The sequence below is a fragment of the Ornithinibacillus contaminans genome (assembly GCF_001038425.2).
Classification (GTDB): Bacteria; Bacillota; Bacilli; order Bacillales; family Amphibacillaceae; genus Ornithinibacillus; species Ornithinibacillus contaminans.
Map to the genome: position 1 here is coordinate 62908 of NZ_LDPV02000009.1, position 22064 is coordinate 84971.

Genomic DNA, 22064 nt, shown 5'->3' on the forward strand with positions numbered 1-22064 from the left:
CCAAATGATAGGTTTCTTGTAGAAAGCGTCCCAGGAGAGATTCGAACTCCCGACCGTACGCTTAGAAGGCGTATGCTCTATCCAGCTGAGCTACTGGGACATTTACAGTTCCTTATCAGTTAAAACCCAGTCATATCAAGGTTTTACAAAGGTCTAACACAGATTAAGTTTTCCATTTTATGCAAAGTGGGGATTAGAACAAATCCCTAACAAAGTTCTATTACCTAGACAACAGGATAACTCAGTCACAAACAGTTATCAAGCTATTTCTTTCCTTTTCCCCATTCTCATAACACAGCCACTATTTTCACTAATATTCAATTGATTTACAGTAGTGATTTTATATAGTAGAAAATATAACTTTGTCTGATAAAAACACTGGTCTTGCAGAGACATTAGCAGACAAAAAAAGAGGAGCTAATAGCATCAGCTACAGCTCTGGGTATCCTTACATCCTGTATTCATTTAAAGAGTACATCTTTTCTAATACCTCAGGCTGACACTCCACCAAGTACATAGCTATGTCATATGCTTCTAAGCTCTCATACCCTGACAGCCTACCAAAGCCTTTTAAAATGGACTTAATCATGTTAGTAGCTATTCCATGTCCTGCTACTTCTTTAATCTCCTTAGCTGTCATGCCTTTAATATGATGTAGGTACAATATATGTCCTATTCTAAAGCCATTTACCTGCTCAGAACCTGTATTCTTTGATACAATCCTGTAAGCCATTGGACTCCATTTATCACAAGGCTCTCCACTATTTCTCCATTCATTAAACCTATAGTTAATCATTGCCCTCTCCCTTACCTCAGTAAAATAAAAAAAAGCTGAGCATCTCTGCCCAACCTCAGTAGTAATTAAATAAAGTTTTTAAACAATGCTATCTTTCCCTCAGCATCATTGACCTCCTGCTGTAATTTCTTGTAGCTGTCAAGTCTGTTTTGCATATAAGCAAGTCCTGCTGATGTTTTCTTATGCTGAATATCCTTTTCTAATGCCTTAATAGCTGAATTACATTGACTAGTAAATTTAACTGCATTGTCAATCCCAAACTTCTTAGGATTAATACTGCCCTCTAGTAAACCATTAGCTGTAATTGCCATCTCAGACAAGTTATAATCTTGTGACATTGCTCTGCCAAAGCCATTGGCAATAGCATTATGCCTCTCAAGACTTGCCTTCTGCCTATCTCCTACCCTTTCAGCCATCTCCTGTAAATGTTGATTGTTCATCTGCTCAACTGTCATACCAAAATTCTTATTCATCTATAAAACCTCCTCAGTAATTAAGGAAAAGAGTTGCCTCAATTCCTTTACTATTAGCTAGCTGCAAGCATATGATTTAAAGTAATTCACTAGGATTTCAGATATAAATTTCTAGTTGACAAGAAACTCAGCACCTAATGATACATCAGGCTCTCCTGCTCTCCTGTAAAGAATAAATGGATTAGCTTTCACCATTAGCTCTTTCCCCACTTTTGTCTTTGCATAAATGTACATATCATTCCATTGGAGATAGCTCAGCTTTCTGCTTGTCTCCTCAATACTTAATCCCATCAGTTTAGCCAGAGCCTCAAGGCTAAGGGTATTTACTTTGAACAGATCCCTCTCATTAGGATTAGTAACAAGCAGGTTTGTTTCATAGTGGATAAACTGAATTGTTTTATAGATAAAGCCAATATCAGCAGGTTGTAAGCCCTGAGCAAAAGCATCCTGTAAGCTGTTAATGAATACTTTTACAGCCTCATCTGTTTTATACTTGCTATGCTGACCTCCAACCCCTTTTCTAAAGCAGAATTCAGAGCTAATAAAAAAAGCCTTATGACTTTTGCCATAAAGCTCCACTGTACCTCTATGAATAAGCTCCATACCCTCAAACTTTTTAAGTAGGTTGCTGACAGTCTTAGTGGTAACATTCAACACCTGAGCCAGTTCCTTATTTGACATTGGCAGTTTAGCATCTGGAGTACCCTTGAGCATATTGTTGTAATCTACATAGGTTTGCATTAGCAGGAAGTATCCTAGCTCTTTATTTTTCATGTTTGACAGTCCCTCATTTAAAGCTCCCATTTCTGTAAATACAAAGAGTGATGAGCTTTTCTCAATGACTGCTCTTTTCCTCTTTTGATGCTCAATAGCCTCCATCTGCTCAGGTAGTATCACCTTAGCTCCCTGTACAATCTGCCCATCCTCATCTACTACTCTTAAATTCTTATTCATTCCAGTTCCTCCTCAGTCAGTTATAGGCTCTTTCTCAGCCATCTACTTATCTAACTGAATGGAGGAGTCTTAAAGTAATTCACTCAGATTTCTGATATAAATTTCTGTACCATAATGAAACTCATTAGGTATCCTATGAATATTTGATTATTATTCCAAATAATCCAGAGATGTCACTTGAGCATTTTTTCCCTTTTTGATGCTTTCACTTGAGTATTTCTTCCCTCTTACAATATGACTCAATCCCTTATGGTTGTAAGGCTGAAAGGCACTTTACCATAATAGAATACCTCTTATCTTATAAGGTCAATACCTGAGCCTGTCTTTCAGCCAGTCTCCCAACAACATCATAAAACAATATTATCAGTATCTTTGTCATACAATATCAAGGATGTATTGGCAGTTAAAAGTAGTGAGGATGGCTAATAAGCCAGACTCTAGGCAAAGCCTACATTAAACTTTAAATTACAGCTTCAGCAGATTATATACATGAGGAGGCATTGTCCTTACTCATTCCTATCTCAGTAGAAGGAAAAGGCATCAGACTGAGATTTAAAATGCTACCTGCCAGTAGTTACTCTCAGCCATGCCTATTACAACTTAATATCACAGACCATCATCCTAACAGTCTAGGTATAGCTTAGGATTAACCTCCAATAATGCTGTACTTAGACTGTATTTTTCTGTATATACAGCAGGTGATTTTTACTAATCTGTTGAATGTAATTATTGAGAAAGGAGGGGAAGATATGGAAAAAGACCAACTATTAAGAGACTTGCAAGAATTAGGCTCATCATTTCATGTATTTAAAGCTATGGTAAGTGATACTGCTGAGCAGAAAACTATTCAAAGTGCAAGGCAGTTAGAACAAGAGAGAGTTATCAGATTAGAAGAATGCAGAGTGACAGAATTGGATAACAGTCCTGTTGTAGAGCTAAAAGGACACTTTCTTTAATACATACAGTCTATGGTTATGCTTAGAGCATACTATAGGCTGTTTTTTGATTATGTAGGGAGGGGATGCTGTTACTTATGAATACTTTTAAGGAGCAAAAATTCCCCCAATCCTTACCCTGCTGCCTTCCTTCCTTTCAGAAAAATAATATATGAGGCTAAGAGGTAATATATCAGACTATTGTAAATATCCTACTATTTCAGAGTCTGGTCTTGGATTATTTAGTACCCTAAAGCATAGAAGTTTCAAGCCTTTGCACATCCAAAAAACAGAGAATATCCAAGAGCATAAAAATATTTTTTATCAAGCAGAGGCAGATAGAGGCATCCAGGAGGAGGCTGTAGAGGAAGCTCATAACAACAAAAAAGAGCAACCCATCAGAGGATGCCCTTCTCCTTAGCAATATTGTACAGTGATGCTCTGCTTACCTTAGTTATCTCACAAATTTCCTTTACAGTCTTACCATTAGTAGCCCTGTTTGCAAACCATTCTAAAGCCTGATTCATCGATTTATTCTTGTCTGTGTATTTCTTAGGCTTTCCTTTGTACTTGCCAAAAGCCTTTGCCACAGCTATACCCTCCCTTTGTCTTTCCAAAATCATTTCCCTCTCCCATTCTGCTACAGAGAGTAGGATATTCCTCAGGAGCTTAGATGTAGCTGATCCATTAAACAATCCCATATTAAGTACATGGAGCTTAATGCCCTTCTCTGCCAATTCATCTATAAGCTGTATACCCTCCTTAACATTTCTAGCTATCCTATCTAGCTTTGTTATAACAAGTGTATCTCCTGCCTCTAAGATGCTCAAGAGATCCTGTAAACCTTCCCTTTTTATGTTCTTGCCTGTTGCCTTATCATTGAATACCCTAACTACTCCTGCCTCTTTAAGAGACTGTATTTGTGCCTCAAGATTTTGATCTGCTGTTGATACCCTTGCATATCCATATTGTTTAGCCATTATGTATCCTCCTGCTGATTAACTAAATAGACACTTAAAATAGACACTACAAACCTAGTATAATCAAGAGTTGCTACTTTGTCTATTTTAGGTAGAGTCTAATTAGACAGTGAAAGCCCAAAGGGGGGACAGGGGGGGTTAGGGGGTATGGAGCAGGGGAAGAAGTGCCTGAAAAATATCTACAATAAAAAATACTTTGTATGGAAATAAGCACCAATAGCCAGTTGGCTCACTACATTTTGTAACCCTAATGTAACATTTGTAATATATTAATGCAGTTTCTATTTTATAGCCACTCCCTTAAACACATTTAAAGGGGGTTATTTTTGATTTTAAATAAAAAAGGTAGGATACCATTCAACCCTATATAAAAAGAATAATAAAGGACTCACAAAGCTCCTAAATGGCATATACTAAATGACTTTAAGTGTAACTTTTGGAATGAAATAATATTTTTTTAATCTTCTCTTAACATTACTATTTGTAAAATTTGGTATAGTTAGATAGCAAGCTAACATATTTGAAAGAGGGGATAATTTTTGAAAGAAGTAATTGGTGAACACAAGGATATATTAGTAATGTTAGATCATTTGCTAAAAGAGCAGTCAAAGTTCAACTGGGATAACTTTTATTCTGAAAGAGATAGAGGAATACCTTTTTTTGTAAACTATCCTGATGAAAATTTAGTTAGTTATTTTGAAAATAACCTTATAAAGCCAGGCAGAGTACTTGAATTAGGTTGTGGGCCAGGTAGGAATGCCCTCTATTTTGCAGAAATGGGTTGCAGTGTTGATGCAGTAGATCTTTCTCAAGAGTCAATTCAATGGGCAAAAGAAAGAGCTACTGAAAAAAATACAAATGTTAATTTTATAAATAAAAACATATTTGAATTAGAACTTGCAGAAGGTCAATATGATATTGTTTATGATTCAGGGTGCTTTCATCATATTGCTCCTCACAGAAGAATGAGCTACATAAATTTAGTAAAGAAGGCATTAAAGCCAAATGGTTTCTTTGCTCTCACTTGCTTTATTCCAGGTGGAGAACTTGGTGGAGCAGAAATATCTGATTGGGAAGTTTATAGAATGATGAGTTTAAAAGGTGGTCTAGGCTATACAGAGGAAAAGTTAAGAGAAATCTTTAAGGATTTTAAAGAAATTGAAATAAGAAAAATGCTTGAGATAGAGCAACCAAATAATTTGTTTGGAGTTAAAGGGTTAACTACAGCTTTATTTCAAAAATAAAATCTATATGTATTTGCACAAACTGACAGGGCTAAATGCTCTGTTTTTTTATTGAATTTTTTTTAAAAAGAAAACCCCTGCCTCAGATATAGCAGGAGTAATTTTCTTACAGGTATTCCCTTAAATTATCTACAACTTCTTCAACATCTAAATCAAGATACTGAGTAGTAACTGCTAAGTTAGAATGTCCAAGAGCCTTTGATATTAGTGCAAGATTAGCTCCTTTATCTAATAAGCTCTTTGCATATCCCCTCCTAAGAGCATGAGGATTAATGTTATTTAAGCCATATCTTTTAGAGTATTTGTGGAGCTGCTTGGAGATGGCATTATTAGTTGACTTTGTATCTAAAGATGTCCCTTTGTAGCTTATAAACAAATAAGAGTTTTTCTGTCCATAATACTCCCTTATCTTGTTATTCTGCATGATTAAAATTTTCAGAAGATGCAATAGCTCATCATCAAGAGGTAACTTTAACAGCTTGTGGTTTTTTAGGATTGTGCCATCCATACATAAAAGCTTATTCTCAAAATCAATATGTTTCTCTTGGAGCTGACCTAATGTATTTATCCTAACTCCTGTCCTATACAAAGTGAGAACTGCCACAGCATCCCTCAAGCCTATAAAGGTATTTAAGTCTAACAAAGTGAGTAAAACCATTACATCATCTTTCTTAGCACCTTTCTTGACCTGTTTATCAACTTTAATATTAATGCCATGCCAAAACTTTGATTGTACCCATCCATTATTAAAACACTTGCCTAGAATAGCCTTGAGGCATTTCAGCCTAGTCAGTTTGGTTTGATTGGATACATCCATGGAATTGAGCCATGAGTATATAGAATCTGTTGTAATTTCCTCAAGGTATTTTACATTTGTAACTTTCCTGAACTGTCCCATGTAGTTTAAATAGTCAGTAATAGTTCTATCTCTGTAACCACTAACTTTCATTTGCTGAATGATGATTTCAATAGCTTTGTCTAAGTCTCTGCCATCTTCCTTAACTGCTACTGTTGTAGTTGCTGAGGATGCTCCTGAGGGCTTAGACTGCCCTGAAAGCTTAGTGTCTGCTCCTAAGCCAGTTCCCTGTTTAAACAGGTTAATATCTGCTCCTACATCAAAAATACCTTTTTTCTTTGTCATGCTATCTCCTCCAGTAAAATAAACTTGGAGGCAATAGAAAATTGTAGGGATAAAAAAAGAGATGCTCCCACAGTGTTATAATCTGTGTTAGCATCCCTTATCTGCCCAAAACCCTGTCATATCAAGGCTTGAGACTGTAAAACTGTAGCGTCCCAGGAGAGATTCGAACTCCCGACCCACAGCTTAGAAGGCTGTTGCTCTATCCTGCTGAGCTACTGGGACATATGTATGGAGCGGGTGAAGGGAATCGAACCCTCGACATTAGCTTGGAAGGCTAGAGTTTTACCATTAAACTACACCCGCATATTAATTAAAAGTGTTATTTAGTTTTCGTTCACGCAAAGTCATGCCCCTACGTCTACTAGCATTTTCGAAGAAGTTGTATTCCTCGGGGCAACTCGTAGATTATTCGGTGGATGTTTCGCTCGTCACTACACCCGCATGTTAACACGGTTAAAATCATGTAAAAGTAAGCGATTTGGCTGACTTCATTTTTTGTCACAAGGTTTATTATATGTATTTTAGCTTTTAATGTCAACACTAAATTTTAATGTTATAATTTACAAAAAACAGGGATTGTTACGGATGCATCTTGCATAAAAACAAGAAACATCCCGCTCCCTTATTATATCGCTGTAACAAATGACAAATCGTCAACGCGTGCTCCATCTACTGTATAAAAACTTACCTCAATAGAATCTTTTGCTTCCCACTCTAACACAGCATACGTTTTCTCAGGGCGCATTCTCGGTAATCGAATACTGCCAGGATTTAAAAACAGCTTTTGAGCAACCTTCTCTGCTCCCGCAATGTGGCTATGACCAAAACAAATTATATCTGCATTTTCTTCTTCTGCCCGGTAGGATAGATTCATTAAATTCATTTTCACATTGTGCAGGTGACCATGGACAACAAAAAACGTTACCCCATTTATAGTCTGTTTTTGTTCATTGGGAAATCGGTTAGCCATATCACAATTGCCAGCAACAGTTACAATACCTTCTAATTCTTTCGCATCCGCTTCTAATTCTGAATCCCCACAATGGAACACAACATCAGCATGATGACGCTGTTTAATCACGACGATTTCCTCTCTTAACCCATGACTATCACTCATAATTACAACCTTTGTCATTATTTCCACTCCAGCATCATTGATTTTTAATCCAATCCTCTAGTTGAATTATGGCATTTCTACGATGACTAATAGTATTTTTCTCTTCTGCGTCTAACTCCGCCATTGTGTTGCTATACCCTTTAGGAATAAAGATTGGATCATACCCGAAACCATTGGAACCTTTTTCCTCAAAAGCAATTGTGCCTTCACAATAGCCCTTTTTAAATTGTGTCGGTTCTCCGGGTATGGATACAGCCAATACACAAACAAACCGAGCAGTACGTTCTTCAGCTGAAACATTTTCAAGTTCCTTCAATACTTTAGCAATATTTTGCTTATCATCCTTCGGTTCACCTGCATAGCGCGCAGAATATATTCCAGGTCTTCCATCAAGTGCATCGATTTCTAGACCCGAATCATCTGCCATAACAGTTATATTCATGCGTTCGGAAATTCCTTCTGATTTTAAGGCAGCATTTTCCTCAAAGGTTATACCCGTTTCTTCAATATCCGGAACTTCTTCTTCCAAATCAAGTAAGGAGATGGCTTTTATGCCATAACGGTCAAAAAGTGTCTTAAACTCCTCCGCTTTCCCAGCATTTTTAGTTGCAATTAATACGTTTCTCATTTATTTGTCACCTTTTTTTTCAGTAACGGTTTCGCCAATCCGGTCAGCTAAACTTCCTAAAACTTGCCTTTGTGCTTTAAAAATAGAACTAAGCCCTTCATTCGCAAGCTGTAATAGCGTATGTAATTGGTTCATCGAAAATGTTGCTTCTTCCCCTGTACCTTGGATTTCCACAAATTCACCAGAACCCGTCATCACAATATTCATATCAACATTTGCAATGGAATCTTCATCATACTTTAAATCTAGGATTTCAGTGCCGTCTGGTAATATTCCCACAGAAGTTGCTGCAAGAAAATCAGTAACAGGCATCTTTTTTAACGTATTTATTTCTAACAATTTCCCAAAAGCGAGCACCATTGCTACAAAAGCACCGGTGATAGAAGCTGTTCTTGTTCCACCATCAGCTTGAATGACATCACAGTCAATCCAAACGGTTCGTTCACCGATTTTTTCTAAATCCACAACAGAGCGTAATGCTCGTCCAATTAATCGTTGAATTTCCATTGTGCGTCCGGAAACCTTTCCTTTTGACGATTCCCGAATATTTCTATCTTGTGTAGCTCGAGGAAGCATTGCGTATTCTGCCGTGATCCAACCTTTTCCTTGACCACGCATAAAAGGAGGAACTCTATCTTCAATTGTTGCGTTACAAATTACCTTTGTTTCTCCTACTTCAATAAGTACAGAGCCCTCTGGATGTTTAATAAAATTGGTAGTAATGGTAATAGGTCGTAAGCTGTTATGATTACGTTGATCAGTTCTCATGTAATAAATCCTCCTTATCTCTGATTAGCTTAACATATTTTACCCAAAACAATCATCTTATTTTACCCTGAATTACAAGGCAAAAAAATAAGGAGCTAGGTTATAGCTCCAATTGGTTGGTTTCGTCTTTATAGCTTCTCAGATGGACTAAAGGAGTCTCTTGTTACAGGCTCTGTGTAGACATCGCCACTTTCATTCGCAATTTGCTCCACATTATCCACTCGAACATTTATTGCCTCAATTGATTCTTGTTCGGTTAAGGTTCTTACTAAGGTTTCCATGACCTCATCTGCGATCACGCCATTTTCCGTATCTTTCAGTACATCTTGGCTAAATACCAGTTCCAATATACCGCTATCTAGTTTTGGGCTATCTAGAAGCATTGTTTGATCATCAAATACTTGTATTAGATTCGTTTCATAAGCTGGACCCTCAATTAATGCATCGACAATTGCCTGATGTATATCACCATTTTCCGCTTCAACATACTGTGTTACTGGTACAAAATAACGGGTATCATCATGTTCGGCAGGAAAATACATGGTAACAGCTTCACTGTTAATTAAATCAACAGTATCAGATTGTACTAGGTTAATTCCATTTGCTCTTGAGTAGCCATTGGCAATCGGTGTTCCGTTAACTGGCATCGTGGATTGGTCTTGCCCTTCGATTTGAAGTTTCACACGTTCAACACTATCAAACTGTGTAAGTGTGAATGTCATCGCTTCAAGGATTTTCACCTCATCTTCGGGAGCGTATTCCTTAAACTCTTCTGAGAGGTCCACTGTCATAATTCCCTCTTCAATACTTACCCCAAGAACTTCAGTACCAGCTGGCAATACAGCCCTAAATCCATTCGGTAACAAGGACGTTACTGGACCATCCGATACCAAATATTCCAATGCTTGTAAGGCTACCTCTTTTGATTCAAGCACTGGTAATTCCACAGTCTGTGGGGCTACTAACCCATTTGAATCTAATAAAAACAACTGACGTTCAACAGTTTCTGCAGCCTCTGTGTCTGTCTCAGATTCAGATTCAGTTTCCCCTTCACCTGTCGCTTCTGTCCCATCCTCTGTTTTATCGACCGCTTCTGCATTTGGAGGCGGATCCATATCAGGTAAGGATTGTTCACCTTGGAAACATCCAGTTAATAGCATCAACATACAAATTGTAGCGAATAATGCAAGTACTAATCGCTTTCTCATGTCATTCCCTCCTACGATGGTTTGTACTACTATGTATACGAGCCTATCTAAAATTTAGACCTTCCAAGCAAAAATTTCGCACAGAAAAAAATCGAAGCACTGATTTTCAGCACTTCGATTTTTTATATAACTACCTTCTCAATAGATACCGATTTTAAATTTTCAATAGAGCTATTGAATATACGTTTGGTTAACGACGTAAATTTTTCAACATCACCAGTTGTATAAAATTGATGGTAACATGGCTCTAGCTCATCATTAAATAATTGATTCACTTCTAAAATCGTACTTGTTTCTCTAGCGGTTTCTTCACTTGAAGAAATTAATGTTACCTGGGGACCAACTATATCCTGAATAACATCCTTTAATAAGGGATAATGTGTACATCCTAGAATCAAAGTATCCATATCACTAAAATATTTTAGTGGTAACAACGTTTCAGCAACAGTTTTGGTAGCAATTTCCCCTGAAAGGGTACCTTGTTCAACCATTGGTACAAATGCTGGACATGCAAGTGGATTTACCACAATGTCGGATTTTATAGTATGCAGCGCCTCGCTATAGGCGTTACTACGAATGGTTCCTTCAGTTCCAATAATCCCCACACGATTGTTTTGTGTTGCTGTAATCGCCGCTCTAGCACCTGGCTGAATAACACCAATTACTGGTATTGATAGTTGTTCTTGTAGCTCATTTAGGGTGTAGGCAGTAGCAGTATTACAGGCAACTACCAACAATTTAATGTCCTTCGTTAATAAAAAATCAACCATTTCCCATGTGAATTGCTTTATTTCTTCTGCTGATCTTGGTCCATATGGACATCGCAATGTGTCACCTAAGTAAACAAGCTTCTCCTTAGGTAATTGTCTCATTAATTCATGTACAACAGTTAAGCCACCAACACCCGAGTCGATGACACCTATAGGTTTATTCAACGATACCGCCTCTTCTATGCTGTTATTATTTTTCATTGATTGTTTTCATCTGGTCATGAAGCAGGTTTAATAAGTCAATTAATGAACTTGTTTGTTCTTCTGTAAAACTCTCTAATACTTGCCCCAAATATTCTTGACGCTTTAGAATTACTTCTTCGATAATTTGTTTACCCTTTTCTAATACATGGATTCGCACTACTCGTCGGTCATTTGTATCCCGAACACGTTCCACAAGTTCGTTTTTTTCCATTCGATCAACTAAGTCAGTCGTCGTACTAAACGCTAATCCGTTTTTTGCAGACAACTCCCCTATGGTTAAATCCCCTTCCTCACGTAACCATTGCAAGGCAATAAATTGCGGATTCGTGATTGGGTAATTATTTAAAATTTTACGTCCGTTTTGTTTTATAGCTCCCGAAATATGTCGGAGTTTTTTCTCTAATTTAGCAATTGCTTCAGCTGAAATCTTATTTTCCAAGGCTTTACCTCCCGAACTTCCATTGCATTTAGTCATATTTTATCATAAAAAATCGAAAAACTAATCTATTATTTTTTAAAACAAGGATTTTTTAAATGGAGAGGTCGTATAATACTATATTTTTCACTTTCAGGAAATGTGCGCACCGTTTAGTATTCATCACATAAGCTATTAGTGACTAAATAATTACCCTTCGTACTGCGGCTCTATGACAGCAAGGAGGGGTTAACATTTGAAGGACAACGAGTACAAACCGAAGCAATTATTAACCAAACGAGAAAAAGAAGTGTTCGAGCTCTTAGTTCAAGATAAAACAACAAAAGAAATTGCCCAGGAATTGTTTATATCTGAAAAAACTGTCCGTAACCACATTTCAAATGCTATGCAAAAATTAGGAGTCAAGGGGCGTTCACAGGCAGTAGTAGAGCTAATCCGCATGGGAGAATTGAAGCTCTAGAAAAAACCGACTTTCCTTTAATGGAAGTCGGTTTTATATCGTTATTCTACTTCCCAATATCACCAATAGGATGTAAAAGAGGAGATTCTTCTTTCTGTTTCATTTTACCCACCCGATAAACCGCAGTTAAAATCCGACATTTACCGAAACCATAAATATCTTTTGAATTAACAAAACTGTTTTACTTCAGGAAAAGCTGTTCACAGCAACAAATAATAGTGTTATTTTTGTTTAGGTTTAAAAAATAACTTTGGGAAGCAGACTATTATACAACTAGATTTATCACCATTCTTAAATGAATAAAGGGTGTAAATGTATTGTTTAAAGAATTCAAGAATTTAAAGATCATCACCTTGTTGGAGGTTGAATTAGAATTTCCCTTGATGGATGATTTTTCGATGTTTATTTCAAAAGACCTGAAAACAGATACCTATATCATTTCAATTCCCCACTTATATTGGCATTATGAAACTGTATCAGCGGACAACTTGGAATCATTCACTGGTCCGAGCGGTTTTAATCATCCAACCTACAAATCTCAACTGGCAATTGCTATTAAAGTCGCTCTTTCTTATGTCGCGAGTCAATAAATGATAAGTCAATCCATTTACTGGGTTGGCTTTTTTATTACTAAAATCTATTCTAATCCATTCCACCACTATATTTCTGCATAAAAAAACCATTTTATGAAACCCTACAACTGAGGTGGGCTCATATGAAAAAACGGCCAGATAAAACTATAGAATTATCCGCTTGGATTATTACCATAATGTTATTGTTCAAATTCGTTCCTAGAAACAGAATCAGAGAAGCGCATGTGTCGTTTTTATTTAAACAATTGATTACTTGGCTGTTTGGTTTACTTGTTGTAGAGAAAAATCTCATTTCCTATCCAAACCGCCTCTTTTTCAGAAAAGCGAATAGGTCTAGCTTTACTTTCGAATATTTTGTTTATCCCGCCTTATGTACATTATTTAATTTATATTATCCGGAAAAGCCCCATATCGTGAAGAAACTGATATATTATTTATTCCACACCTCAATCATTACTGTCTTTGAGACATTTGCAGTTAAATACACAAACCTTATACAATACAAAAAATGGACATGGTACTGGAGCTTTATAACTGTATGGTTAACTTATTATCTCTCACGTATTTACCACAGTTGGTTCTTCAAAAACTTACGCACTAAGTAATACTTGGACTCGTTCGAAAATCAATACTCAAGCTCCTACACCTAACTTCAAGACGTGCTCAAAATTTGAAATAAGGACTGTTCAGTATGAAAGAATTAATACTGCAAAAAACCGACTTTCCATTACTAGAAGTCGGTTTTATATGTTTTATTCGGCTATGGATTTCATTAATTTATCCTTGATAGCATCACTAAGACCAATAGGTCTTCCTGTAGTGGGATTAATATACACAATTCTCCCTCTACCAGTAAGGCAAATCTCATTTTTTTGATTCACTCCCATGTAATGTACGTCAACTGATGTTTTCCCAATTTGAGCTGCTTTTACATACATGCTTAGCTGATCGTCAAAATAGATCTGTTGTAAATAATCACATTGCAGGTCGGCAACAATTGGTATTCTCTCTGCATGATTCGACTTATCGAACAAGTTAACATGCTTCAAATATTCAATCCGTGCCTCTTCAAAATAAATAAATGGACTTACATTGTTCACATGCCCAAACATATCGGTCTCTGAAAAACGGATACGAATTGGAATGGAAAATGTAAATTCTTTCTGCCATTTTTCAAAGTCCTCAATATATGCTATTTTCCTCATTGATTAAACCACCCTCCATATAGTAAAAAATGACCCTTACCAACATTTAGGTAAGAGTCATTTGATGAAAGTAAGACGAATTAATGTGCATTGTCACTTCCAAAGAAGTTTTTAAACGATTGAACAGTTGCAGCACGGTTCATTGCTGCAATAGAAGTTGTTAATGGAATACCTTTTGGACATACTTGGACACAGTTTTGTGCATTACCACATCCAACTAGCCCTCCTTCTTCCATTAATCCTTCTAATCTTTCACTTGCATTCATCTCACCTGTAGGATGTGAGTTGAATAAACGAGCTTGAGAGATTGCTGCTGGTCCAATGAAATTAGATTTGTCATTAACATTTGGACAAGCTTCTAAGCAAACACCACACGTCATACATTTTGATAGTTCATATGCCCATTGACGTTTCTTTTCTGGCATACGTGGACCAGGTCCAATATCGTAGGAGCCATCAATTGGGATCCATGCTTTTACTTGTTTTAGCGCATCAAACATGCGTTCACGATCAATAACTAAGTCCCGAACAACTGGGAAAGTTGACATTGGCTCTAAACGAATTGGTTGCTCCAATTCATCGACTAGAGCAGCACATGATTGTCTTGGTGTTCCATTAATAACCATCGAACACGCACCACATACTTCCTCTAGACAGTTCATATCCCATTGGACTGGCGTAGTCTGTTCCCCTTTCGCATTTACGGGGTTTTTACGAATTTCCATTAACCCAGAAATAACATTCATATTTTTCCGATACGGAACATGAAATGTTTCTTCGTATGGAGCAGATTCCGGGCTATCTTGACGTGTTATTATAAACGTAATTGTCTGTTGTTCAGCCATTTCTACTTACTCCCTTCGCTATTTTAGTTATCCCGTCTTAGTGCTTTTTCGTATAATCACGTTCACGTGGCGGAATTAGTGATACATCAACTTCTTCGTATGAAAATACTGGAGCATTCGCCTCTTTATCGTATTCGGCAATGGTTGTTTTTAACCACTCCGCATCATTACGCTTCGGAAATTCAGGCTTATAATGTGCCCCGCGACTTTCATTACGGTTATACGCACCAATCGTAATAACACGTGCTAGTTGGAGCATGCTTTGTAGTTGACGAGTAAACATAACACCTTGATTGTTCCAACGAGATGTATCGTTAATGTTGATATTTTTCCATCGTTCTAGTAATTCTTGAATCTTTTCATCCGTTTTTAGTAGCTTCGCATTCTCACGAACAACAGTAACATTATCCGTCATCCATTCACCAAGCTCTTGATGAAGCTGATAAGCATTTTCTTCACCACTCATGTTCATCAGTGCTTCGAATTTTTCTTCTTCTTCTTTCACACGATTTTCAAAAAGTGTTGAATCTAAATCTTCAACATGCTTATCCAAGCCTTCTGTGTATTCAATCGCTTTAGGCCCAGCGACCATTCCACCATAAATGGCAGATAATAGTGAGTTGGCACCTAGTCGATTTCCGCCATGCTGAGAATAATCACATTCTCCAGCAGCAAAAATACCAGGAATACTTGTCATTTGATTATAATCAACCCAAAGTCCACCCATTGAGTAGTGAACAGCTGGGAATATTTTCATCGGTACTTTACGTGGATCTTCCCCAACGAATTTTTCATAGATTTCAATAATACCGCCTAGTTTGACATCCAATTCCTTTGGATCCTTATGAGATAGATCAAGGTAGACCATGTTCTCACCGTTAATACCAAGTTTTTGATTCACACACACATCAAATATTTCACGTGTCGCGATGTCACGAGGAACAAGGTTTCCATAAGCAGGATATTTTTCTTCTAAGAAATACCAAGGCTCACCATCTTTATACGTCCAAACACGACCACCTTCACCACGTGCCGATTCACTCATTAAACGAAGCTTATCGTCTCCTGGTATGGCTGTCGGATGAATTTGAATGAATTCACCATTCGCATATTTAGCACCTTGTTGATATAAAATACTTGCAGCAGATCCTGTATTAATCATCGAGTTAGTCGACTTTCCGAAAATAATACCAGGACCACCTGTTGCCATAATCGTTGCATCCGAAGGGAATGACTTGATTTCATGAGACTTCATATTTTGTGCAACAATTCCACGGCCAACGCCTGCTTCATCAAGAACTGCACCTAAGAATTCCCATCCTTCATACTTTGTTACTAACCCTTCTACCTCATAACGACGCACTTGTTCATCTAGTGCATATAGTAATTGTTGACCTGTTGTTGCCCCAGCAAATGCTGTACGGTGATGCTGTGTTCCACCAAAACGACGGAAATCTAGTAATCCCTCTGGCGTCCGGTTAAACATTACTCCCATACGGTCAAGCATATTAATAATACCAGGTGCTGCATCACACATCGCCTTAACTGGTGGTTGGTTCGCTAGGAAATCCCCACCATATACAGTATCATCAAAGTGAATCCACGGAGAATCCCCTTCTCCCTTTGTATTCACGGCACCATTAATTCCACCTTGGGCACATACAGAGTGAGAACGTTTTACAGGAACAATTGAAAATAAGTCAACGCTTACACCAGCTTCAGCAGCTTTTATCGTTGCCATCAATCCAGCTAATCCTCCGCCAACTACAGCGATTTTACGGTTACTCATAATGAAAACTCACTCCCTTTTCTCTTACACACCATAAGCAAATTTAATTAACGTTCTTACACCAATATAACTTACAAATAAAAAGACAATTAACGTAGCATATGTAACAATTTTTTGTGATCGTGGTGATTGTGCGAATCCCCAAGAAACGAAGAATCCCCATAATCCATTTGCAAAATGAAAGACCGCAGAAACAACCCCAATTAGATAAAACCAAAACATTACTGGATTCGTTAAAATACCTTCCATTAGGCTGTAATCTACATCCACATTTCCCAGTGCAACTTGTACACGAGTTTCAAACACATGCCATGCAATAAATACTAACGTAATAATTCCAGTTATCCGTTGTAAATAAAACATCCAGTTACGGAAGAAGCCAAATCTTTTCACATTGTTTTTCGCAACAAATACAATGTAGACTCCTAAAATTGCATGGAATAAGATTGGTAGATAAATAATAAACGTTTCAAGTAGCAGTACAAATGGAAGATTATGCAAAAAGCCAGCAGCTTTATTAAAGCTCTCTTCTCCATAAACTGCAAAGTGGTTAACTACTAAGTGTTGGACCAAGAAAATCCCAATAGGAACTACACCTAATAACGAGTGTAATCTCCTGTAAAAAAACTCCCGATGTTCCGCCATGTGATACCCCCCTTAGTTCTTCTGATGATTTCCAATAATTAATCTGACATTTTACTCAAAATAGAGTAATGTAATTTTTGTGTAAAATGTAGAATTTGCAACAATTTTATTGTACTTCTATCTCCTATTAGCGTCAAGGAAAGGTAACGTGTTTTTAGCAAGAAATAAAATCGCTTACATCTAACATCACTCTTGCACAAAATTTAAAATGCATGGATAATAATTATATACTTATAATGTAACTATGTACTTTACATATAGGAAGGAAACTAGCAATGCAAAAAAAACAACAAACACTTCCAATCGCCATGCTTGATAATATTCAATCAAACGGTGCAGGCTATGACCTCCTTCGGTATATTTGCCTACCTGATATACTTGGATCTGAATCAGAAGCACTCTTATATTTTATGGGGAGAAACCTTGCCAGAAAATTTGACTTACAGTCTATCGGAGACATCGTTTACTTTTTTGAAAAAGTTGGTTGGGGTCGCTTAGAGCTGTTCAAAGAAAAAAACAACGAACTAGAATTCCATCTCCTTGCAGATGCAGTGGTGCAGCGACTATCCATGCCGATTAAAACCGAATTTCGTTTAGAAGCAGGATTTTTAGCAGAAGCTATTACTATGCTTAAAAACGTTGAATGTGAGTGCCTAGAAGAAGTGCGTCCAAAAATTCATCAAATTGAGTTCAACGTGGTCTTCGTTGAATAGCAAAAAGGTACGGATATTCTCCGTACCTTTAATTGTGGCTATTATTTAAATGCGATAGTATTTCTTCTGCAATATTTTGTGGTATGCCAAGCTTCGTTATCTCGCCCATCTTCGCGTTTCTAATTTCCTGAACTGATTTAAAATGGGTTAATAATAATTTCCTTCTCTTTTCACCAACACCGGGGATTTTATCAAGCTCTGATTGAAACAAATTTTTCCCTCGTAACTGACGGTGAAATGTGATAGCAAATCGGTGCACTTCATCCTGAATACGTTGGATTAAATAAAATTCCTGGGACTTACGGTCTAATGGGACAACCCTCGGCGGGAATCCGTATAACAATTCGCTTGTCCGGTGCTTATCATCTTTGGCAAGTCCACATAACGGAATATCTAAACCTAACTCATTTTCTAATACATCTAATGCTGCACTCATCTGCCCCTTCCCACCATCTACTACAATTAAATCTGGTAATGGCAAGGACTCTTTAAGAACGCGTGTATATCTTCTTCGTATCACTTCTCGCATGGTTTCATAATCATCTGGGCCTTTAACATCTTTTATTTTATATTTACGGTAATCCTTTTTACTCGGTTTCCCATCTACAAAGACAATCATTGCCGATACTGGATCTGTTCCTTGGATATTGGAGTTATCGAACGCCTCAATTCGATGAGGGGTTTCAATATGTAATGCCTCTCCAAGCTTCTCCACCGCTACAAAAGTTCGTTCCTCATCCCGCTCAATTAGCGAAAACTTTTCTACTAATGATGCTTTTGCATTTTCCATTGCAAGCTTTACGAGTTCTTTTTTTCTTCCTCGATATGGTGTGGATACATCCACATCTAATAGCTCTTTTAGCAGTTCTGTTTCGGTACCAATCGGGACAAAAATTTGCTTTGGTTTTGGATGTTGCTGATGCAGATAAAACCTACCGATAAAACTAATAAAGGTTTCCTCTGGTTCATCAAAAAACGGAAAAATCGATACATCTCGTTCCAATAGCTTCCCTTGGCGAATGAAGAATACTTGAATACACATCCACCCCTTATCAAAACTGTATCCAAAAATATCTCGGTCTACTTGATCATTCAACGTCATTTTTTGTTGTTCCATCACAACTTCGATATGGCGAATTTGATCTCTAAGTTCTTTGGCCCGTTCAAAATTCAATTGTTCACTGGCCATTTGCATTTTATCGGTTAAATTGTGTTTTATCTCTTTAAAGCCACCTTGTAAAAACGATGTAAGACTCTGCACGATATCTTTATAGAAGTCCGCATCAGGAGGGCTATCACCACAGGCTAGACATTGGTTCATATGGTAGTATAAACAAGGTCTTCCAGGTGGATTATTACATTTCCTTAGTGGATAAAGGCGATCTAATAATTTTTTGGTTTCTCTTGCAGCAATGACATTCGGATATGGCCCAAAATACTTACCCTTATCTCGTTTTACTTTTCGTGTTATGAGTAGTCGCGGGTGACGCTCTGAGGTGATTTTTAAGTATGGATAGGATTTGTCGTCCTTTAACATCACATTAAATTTCGGATCATATTTTTTTATTAGGTTCATTTCTAATATAAGAGCTTCAATTTCTGATGAGGTAATAATATATTCAAAATCAACAATTTCTTGTACCAATCGTTGTGTCTTTCGATCATGAGCACCGGTAAAGTAAGAGCGTACCCTATTTTTAAGTAGCTTTGATTTTCCGACATAAATAATCGTGTTATATTTATCCTTCATTAAATAACAGCCTGGCTTTGCCGGTAAAACAGCTAATTTCTCTTGTATGGTTTGATTCATATTTGTCATTCCTTACCTTCTCATAGTACAATGCGAAACAATCCCTTGTTACTAGTTGCAACAAGGGATTGTGTAGTGTCTTTATCGTATCATTAAGCGTGCTTGTTAATTAACTCAACAAGGGCTTCTTTTGGTTGAAAACCAATTACTTGATCAACAACATTACCATCTTTGAATAACAATAATGTCGGGATACTCATTACACCAAATTTACTTGCTGTTTCTTGGTTTTCATCAACATCTAACTTAACGATTTGTACTTTTTCAGACATTTCGCCATCGATTTCCTCAAGAACAGGAGCAATCATTTTACAAGGACCACACCATGGTGCCCAAAAATCCGCTAAAACCAATCCTTCAGCAGTTTCCGTTGCGAAGCTTTGATCTGTCACATTCACAATTGCCATATACTTTCCTCCTCATCAAACTTCAATTCAACATGAGTATACCATTAATAGAATTTCCTTACTAACAGTTTGCTTATTCCACTATTTCTTATCCTTTAAATCTGGACGAAAAAATCCGACCAGCTACTGGCCAGATTTTTTTTACAATTACTCAGCTTTTAGCTTTTTAATTTCCTCAGTTAACTTCGGAATAATTTCAAATAAATCTCCTACAATACCGTAGTCTGCAACATTAAAAATATTAGCCTCTGGATCTTTATTAATTGCAACAATTACTTTAGAGTTGGACATTCCTGCTAAATGTTGAATGGCGCCAGAAATCCCAACAGCAATATAAAGATCCGGTGTTACTACTTTCCCGGTTTGACCGATTTGCAAGGAGTAATCACAATAATTAGCGTCACACGCTCCACGGGATGCACCTACCGCACCACCTAAGACTTCTGCTAATTCATACAGCGGTTGAAAACCTTCTGCGCTTTTAACCCCGCGTCCACCTGCCACAACTACTTTTGCTTCAGATAGATCGACACCGTCTGCTGCTTTACGAATAACGTCCTTAATTACTGTACGTAAATCAGCAATTTCAACAGCCTGTTCTTCCACTGTACCAGAACGAGATTCGTCACGCTCTAAAGCCGTAATATTATTCGGACGAATTGTTGCAAACAATAAACCATCCTTAATTACTTTCTTTTCAAATGCTTTTCCAGAATAAATTGGTCTTGTAAAGACTACTTGATCACCATCTAAATCAATAGCAACCGCATCTGAAATTAATCCCACCTCTAACTTACTTGCAAGCTTAGGTGTTAAATCCTTTCCAACTGCGGTATGCCCCATAATAATAGCATCTGGATTTTCTGCTTCAATGACAGCTGATATCGCCTGACCGAATCCTTCTGATGTGTAATAAGCTAACTTTTCATGTTTAACTGTTATAACCCGATTAGCACCGTAATAAATTAATTCTTGAGCTTGATTTTCCAAATCCTCATTGCCACAAACGACACCGACAATTTCTCCATTCGGATTTATCTTCTTAGCAGCAGCGATTGCTTCAAACGAAACATTTCGAAGTATACCATCTCTCGATTCACCAATAACTAGTAATTTTTCACTCATTATGATTTCTCCTTTCTGTCATCCATTTAAAGTACTTTAGCTTCATTTCTCAGCAACGAGACAAGCTCTTTTACTTGATCATCCACTTCACCTTCAAGTACTCTTCCTGCTGCTTTTTCCGGTGGCAAGAAGATATCGATGGTTTTCGTTTTCGGTTCAAGCTCATCTTCATCCAAATCAAGATCGTCAATTTCTAATTCCTCAAGTGGCTTCTTTTTCGCTTTCATAATTCCTGGTAAAGATGGATAGCGGGGATCGTTTAATCCTTGCTGACATGTAACAAGTAATGGTAATGTAGTCTCTACTTTTTCTACATCACCTTCCACGTCCTTGTCGATTTTCACTATTTCGCCATTAATTTCTAAACTTGTAATCGTTGTTACATAAGAAATCCCTAACCGCTCTGCGAGTCTCGGTCCTACTTGCCCACTAGCTTCATCAATCGCAACATTACCAGCAAGTATTAAATCGACTTCTTTATCAACAAAAAATGCCTCTAGAATTTTGACTGTTGTATATTGGTCGCCCTCTTCTAAATCATCCTCTGTATTAATTAGAACGGCTTTGTCTGCACCCATTGCTAAAGCAGTACGAAGTTGTTTTTCGGAATCTTCATCACCAATCGTTACGACCGTTACTTCTCCACCATGCTCATCGCGTTGTTTAATCGCTTCTTCTACCGCATACTCGTCATAAGGATTGATGATAAATTCTGCACCTTCATCTTCAATACGACCATCTGAGACTACAATTTTTTCTTCAGTATCAAATGTCTTCTTTAATAACACGTAAATATTCATATCTATTCCTCCTCTAGT

General features: G+C 37.3%; 25 protein-coding genes and 3 tRNA genes. 6 read left to right on the forward strand and 22 right to left on the reverse strand.

Going from position 1 to position 22064, the window contains the following annotated elements; all coding sequences use genetic code 11:
* Positions 1 to 26: 26 nt before the first annotated feature.
* From JF53_RS01040 to JF53_RS01055, 4 genes are all read right to left on the reverse strand, one after another.
* Positions 27 to 100, reverse strand: a tRNA-Arg gene (locus tag JF53_RS01040).
* A 348-nt stretch (positions 101 to 448) separates the two neighbouring features.
* Positions 449 to 796 carry a hypothetical protein gene (locus JF53_RS01045; protein WP_047981680.1) on the reverse strand — a complete coding sequence of 116 codons (348 nt, stop codon included), beginning with the start codon at positions 794 to 796 and terminating at the stop codon, positions 449 to 451.
* Between the two features lie 65 nt (positions 797 to 861).
* A complete protein-coding gene (locus JF53_RS01050; RefSeq protein ID WP_047981679.1) occupies positions 862 to 1269 on the reverse strand; it encodes a hypothetical protein in 408 nt (135 codons plus the stop codon).
* A gap of 111 nt (positions 1270 to 1380) precedes the next feature.
* Positions 1381 to 2223, reverse strand: coding sequence for a helix-turn-helix domain-containing protein (locus JF53_RS01055; protein WP_047981678.1), 843 nt, complete (start codon positions 2221 to 2223; stop codon positions 1381 to 1383).
* 749 nt (positions 2224 to 2972) lie between these two features.
* On the opposite strand from JF53_RS01055, the gene JF53_RS01060 reads away from it, so the two are divergent.
* Positions 2973 to 3179: a hypothetical protein gene (locus tag JF53_RS01060; RefSeq protein WP_047981677.1), complete on the forward strand. Its 207-nt coding sequence runs from the start codon at positions 2973 to 2975 to the stop codon at positions 3177 to 3179.
* A 377-nt stretch (positions 3180 to 3556) separates the two neighbouring features.
* On the opposite strand, the gene JF53_RS01070 is transcribed toward JF53_RS01060, so the two are convergent.
* Complete coding sequence (locus tag JF53_RS01070) at positions 3557 to 4138, reverse strand: recombinase family protein (RefSeq protein ID WP_047981675.1); 582 nt, start codon at positions 4136 to 4138, stop codon at positions 3557 to 3559.
* A gap of 539 nt (positions 4139 to 4677) precedes the next feature.
* On the opposite strand from JF53_RS01070, the gene JF53_RS01075 reads away from it, so the two are divergent.
* Entirely contained in the window at positions 4678 to 5382 is a 705-nt protein-coding gene (locus JF53_RS01075; RefSeq protein ID WP_047981674.1) for a class I SAM-dependent methyltransferase, read from the forward strand.
* Between the two features lie 106 nt (positions 5383 to 5488).
* Here the strand turns inward: JF53_RS01075 and JF53_RS01080 are convergent, their stop codons facing one another.
* The 9 genes from JF53_RS01080 to JF53_RS01120 form a co-directional block, all read right to left on the reverse strand.
* Positions 5489 to 6523 carry a tyrosine-type recombinase/integrase gene (locus JF53_RS01080; protein WP_047981673.1) on the reverse strand — a complete coding sequence of 345 codons (1035 nt, stop codon included), beginning with the start codon at positions 6521 to 6523 and terminating at the stop codon, positions 5489 to 5491.
* Positions 6524 to 6671: 148 nt separating this feature from the next.
* Positions 6672 to 6745: transfer RNA gene (locus tag JF53_RS01085), tRNA-Arg, on the reverse strand.
* A gap of 7 nt (positions 6746 to 6752) precedes the next feature.
* Positions 6753 to 6826, reverse strand: a tRNA-Gly gene (locus tag JF53_RS01090).
* Between the two features lie 322 nt (positions 6827 to 7148).
* On the reverse strand, positions 7149 to 7658 hold the full coding sequence (locus JF53_RS01095; RefSeq protein WP_047981672.1) for a metallophosphoesterase: 510 nt from the start codon (positions 7656 to 7658) through the stop codon (positions 7149 to 7151).
* A 16-nt stretch (positions 7659 to 7674) separates the two neighbouring features.
* The gene (locus tag JF53_RS01100; protein ID WP_047981671.1) at positions 7675 to 8268 is read right to left on the reverse strand and encodes an XTP/dITP diphosphatase; all 594 of its coding nucleotides are present in this window, start codon (positions 8266 to 8268) and stop codon (positions 7675 to 7677) included.
* The gene (rph, locus tag JF53_RS01105; protein ID WP_047981670.1) at positions 8269 to 9036 is read right to left on the reverse strand and encodes a ribonuclease PH; all 768 of its coding nucleotides are present in this window, start codon (positions 9034 to 9036) and stop codon (positions 8269 to 8271) included.
* Positions 9037 to 9164: 128 nt separating this feature from the next.
* Positions 9165 to 10244, reverse strand: a complete 1080-nt coding sequence (locus JF53_RS01110; RefSeq protein WP_047981669.1) for a GerMN domain-containing protein — start codon at positions 10242 to 10244, stop codon at positions 9165 to 9167.
* 122 nt (positions 10245 to 10366) lie between these two features.
* Complete coding sequence (racE, locus tag JF53_RS01115) at positions 10367 to 11179, reverse strand: glutamate racemase (RefSeq protein ID WP_047981668.1); 813 nt, start codon at positions 11177 to 11179, stop codon at positions 10367 to 10369.
* A 25-nt stretch (positions 11180 to 11204) separates the two neighbouring features.
* The gene (locus JF53_RS01120; protein ID WP_047981667.1) at positions 11205 to 11693 is read right to left on the reverse strand and encodes a MarR family winged helix-turn-helix transcriptional regulator; all 489 of its coding nucleotides are present in this window, start codon (positions 11691 to 11693) and stop codon (positions 11205 to 11207) included.
* A gap of 196 nt (positions 11694 to 11889) precedes the next feature.
* Between JF53_RS01120 and JF53_RS01125 the strand changes: the two genes are divergently transcribed.
* The 3 genes from JF53_RS01125 to JF53_RS18000 all read left to right on the forward strand — a co-directional run bounded on the left by JF53_RS01125 (position 11890) and on the right by JF53_RS18000 (position 13312).
* Positions 11890 to 12114: a helix-turn-helix domain-containing protein gene (locus tag JF53_RS01125; RefSeq protein ID WP_010099041.1), complete on the forward strand. Its 225-nt coding sequence runs from the start codon at positions 11890 to 11892 to the stop codon at positions 12112 to 12114.
* A gap of 317 nt (positions 12115 to 12431) precedes the next feature.
* Complete coding sequence (locus tag JF53_RS01130) at positions 12432 to 12704, forward strand: hypothetical protein (RefSeq protein ID WP_047981666.1); 273 nt, start codon at positions 12432 to 12434, stop codon at positions 12702 to 12704.
* Positions 12705 to 12883: 179 nt separating this feature from the next.
* Complete coding sequence (locus tag JF53_RS18000) at positions 12884 to 13312, forward strand: CBO0543 family protein (protein WP_330218272.1); 429 nt, start codon at positions 12884 to 12886, stop codon at positions 13310 to 13312.
* Positions 13313 to 13459: 147 nt separating this feature from the next.
* Here JF53_RS18000 and JF53_RS01140 read toward each other — a convergent pair whose 3' ends face one another.
* The 4 genes from JF53_RS01140 to JF53_RS01155 all read right to left on the reverse strand — a co-directional run bounded on the left by JF53_RS01140 (position 13460) and on the right by JF53_RS01155 (position 17191).
* Complete coding sequence (locus JF53_RS01140) at positions 13460 to 13912, reverse strand: acyl-CoA thioesterase (protein ID WP_047981664.1); 453 nt, start codon at positions 13910 to 13912, stop codon at positions 13460 to 13462.
* Between the two features lie 80 nt (positions 13913 to 13992).
* Positions 13993 to 14757 (reverse strand): succinate dehydrogenase iron-sulfur subunit, encoded by a 765-nt coding sequence (sdhB, locus tag JF53_RS01145; RefSeq protein ID WP_047981663.1) that lies wholly within the window; start codon positions 14755 to 14757, stop codon positions 13993 to 13995.
* A 37-nt stretch (positions 14758 to 14794) separates the two neighbouring features.
* The gene (gene sdhA / locus JF53_RS01150) at positions 14795 to 16546 is read right to left on the reverse strand and encodes a succinate dehydrogenase flavoprotein subunit (protein WP_047981662.1); all 1752 of its coding nucleotides are present in this window, start codon (positions 16544 to 16546) and stop codon (positions 14795 to 14797) included.
* A 24-nt stretch (positions 16547 to 16570) separates the two neighbouring features.
* Positions 16571 to 17191 (reverse strand): succinate dehydrogenase cytochrome b558 subunit, encoded by a 621-nt coding sequence (locus JF53_RS01155; protein ID WP_047981661.1) that lies wholly within the window; start codon positions 17189 to 17191, stop codon positions 16571 to 16573.
* A gap of 275 nt (positions 17192 to 17466) precedes the next feature.
* Here JF53_RS01155 and JF53_RS01160 point away from each other — a divergent pair, with 275 nt between their 5' ends.
* The gene (locus JF53_RS01160; protein WP_047981660.1) at positions 17467 to 17904 is read left to right on the forward strand and encodes a YslB family protein; all 438 of its coding nucleotides are present in this window, start codon (positions 17467 to 17469) and stop codon (positions 17902 to 17904) included.
* A 28-nt stretch (positions 17905 to 17932) separates the two neighbouring features.
* Here the strand turns inward: JF53_RS01160 and uvrC are convergent, their stop codons facing one another.
* The 4 genes from uvrC to JF53_RS01180 form a co-directional block, all read right to left on the reverse strand.
* A complete protein-coding gene (uvrC, locus tag JF53_RS01165; RefSeq protein ID WP_047981720.1) occupies positions 17933 to 19714 on the reverse strand; it encodes an excinuclease ABC subunit UvrC in 1782 nt (593 codons plus the stop codon).
* Between the two features lie 92 nt (positions 19715 to 19806).
* Positions 19807 to 20121, reverse strand: a complete 315-nt coding sequence (trxA, locus tag JF53_RS01170; protein ID WP_047981659.1) for a thioredoxin — start codon at positions 20119 to 20121, stop codon at positions 19807 to 19809.
* Between the two features lie 147 nt (positions 20122 to 20268).
* Positions 20269 to 21246 (reverse strand): electron transfer flavoprotein subunit alpha/FixB family protein, encoded by a 978-nt coding sequence (locus JF53_RS01175; protein WP_047981658.1) that lies wholly within the window; start codon positions 21244 to 21246, stop codon positions 20269 to 20271.
* A gap of 26 nt (positions 21247 to 21272) precedes the next feature.
* Entirely contained in the window at positions 21273 to 22046 is a 774-nt protein-coding gene (locus JF53_RS01180; RefSeq protein ID WP_047981657.1) for an electron transfer flavoprotein subunit beta/FixA family protein, read from the reverse strand.
* Positions 22047 to 22064 lie beyond the last annotated feature (18 nt).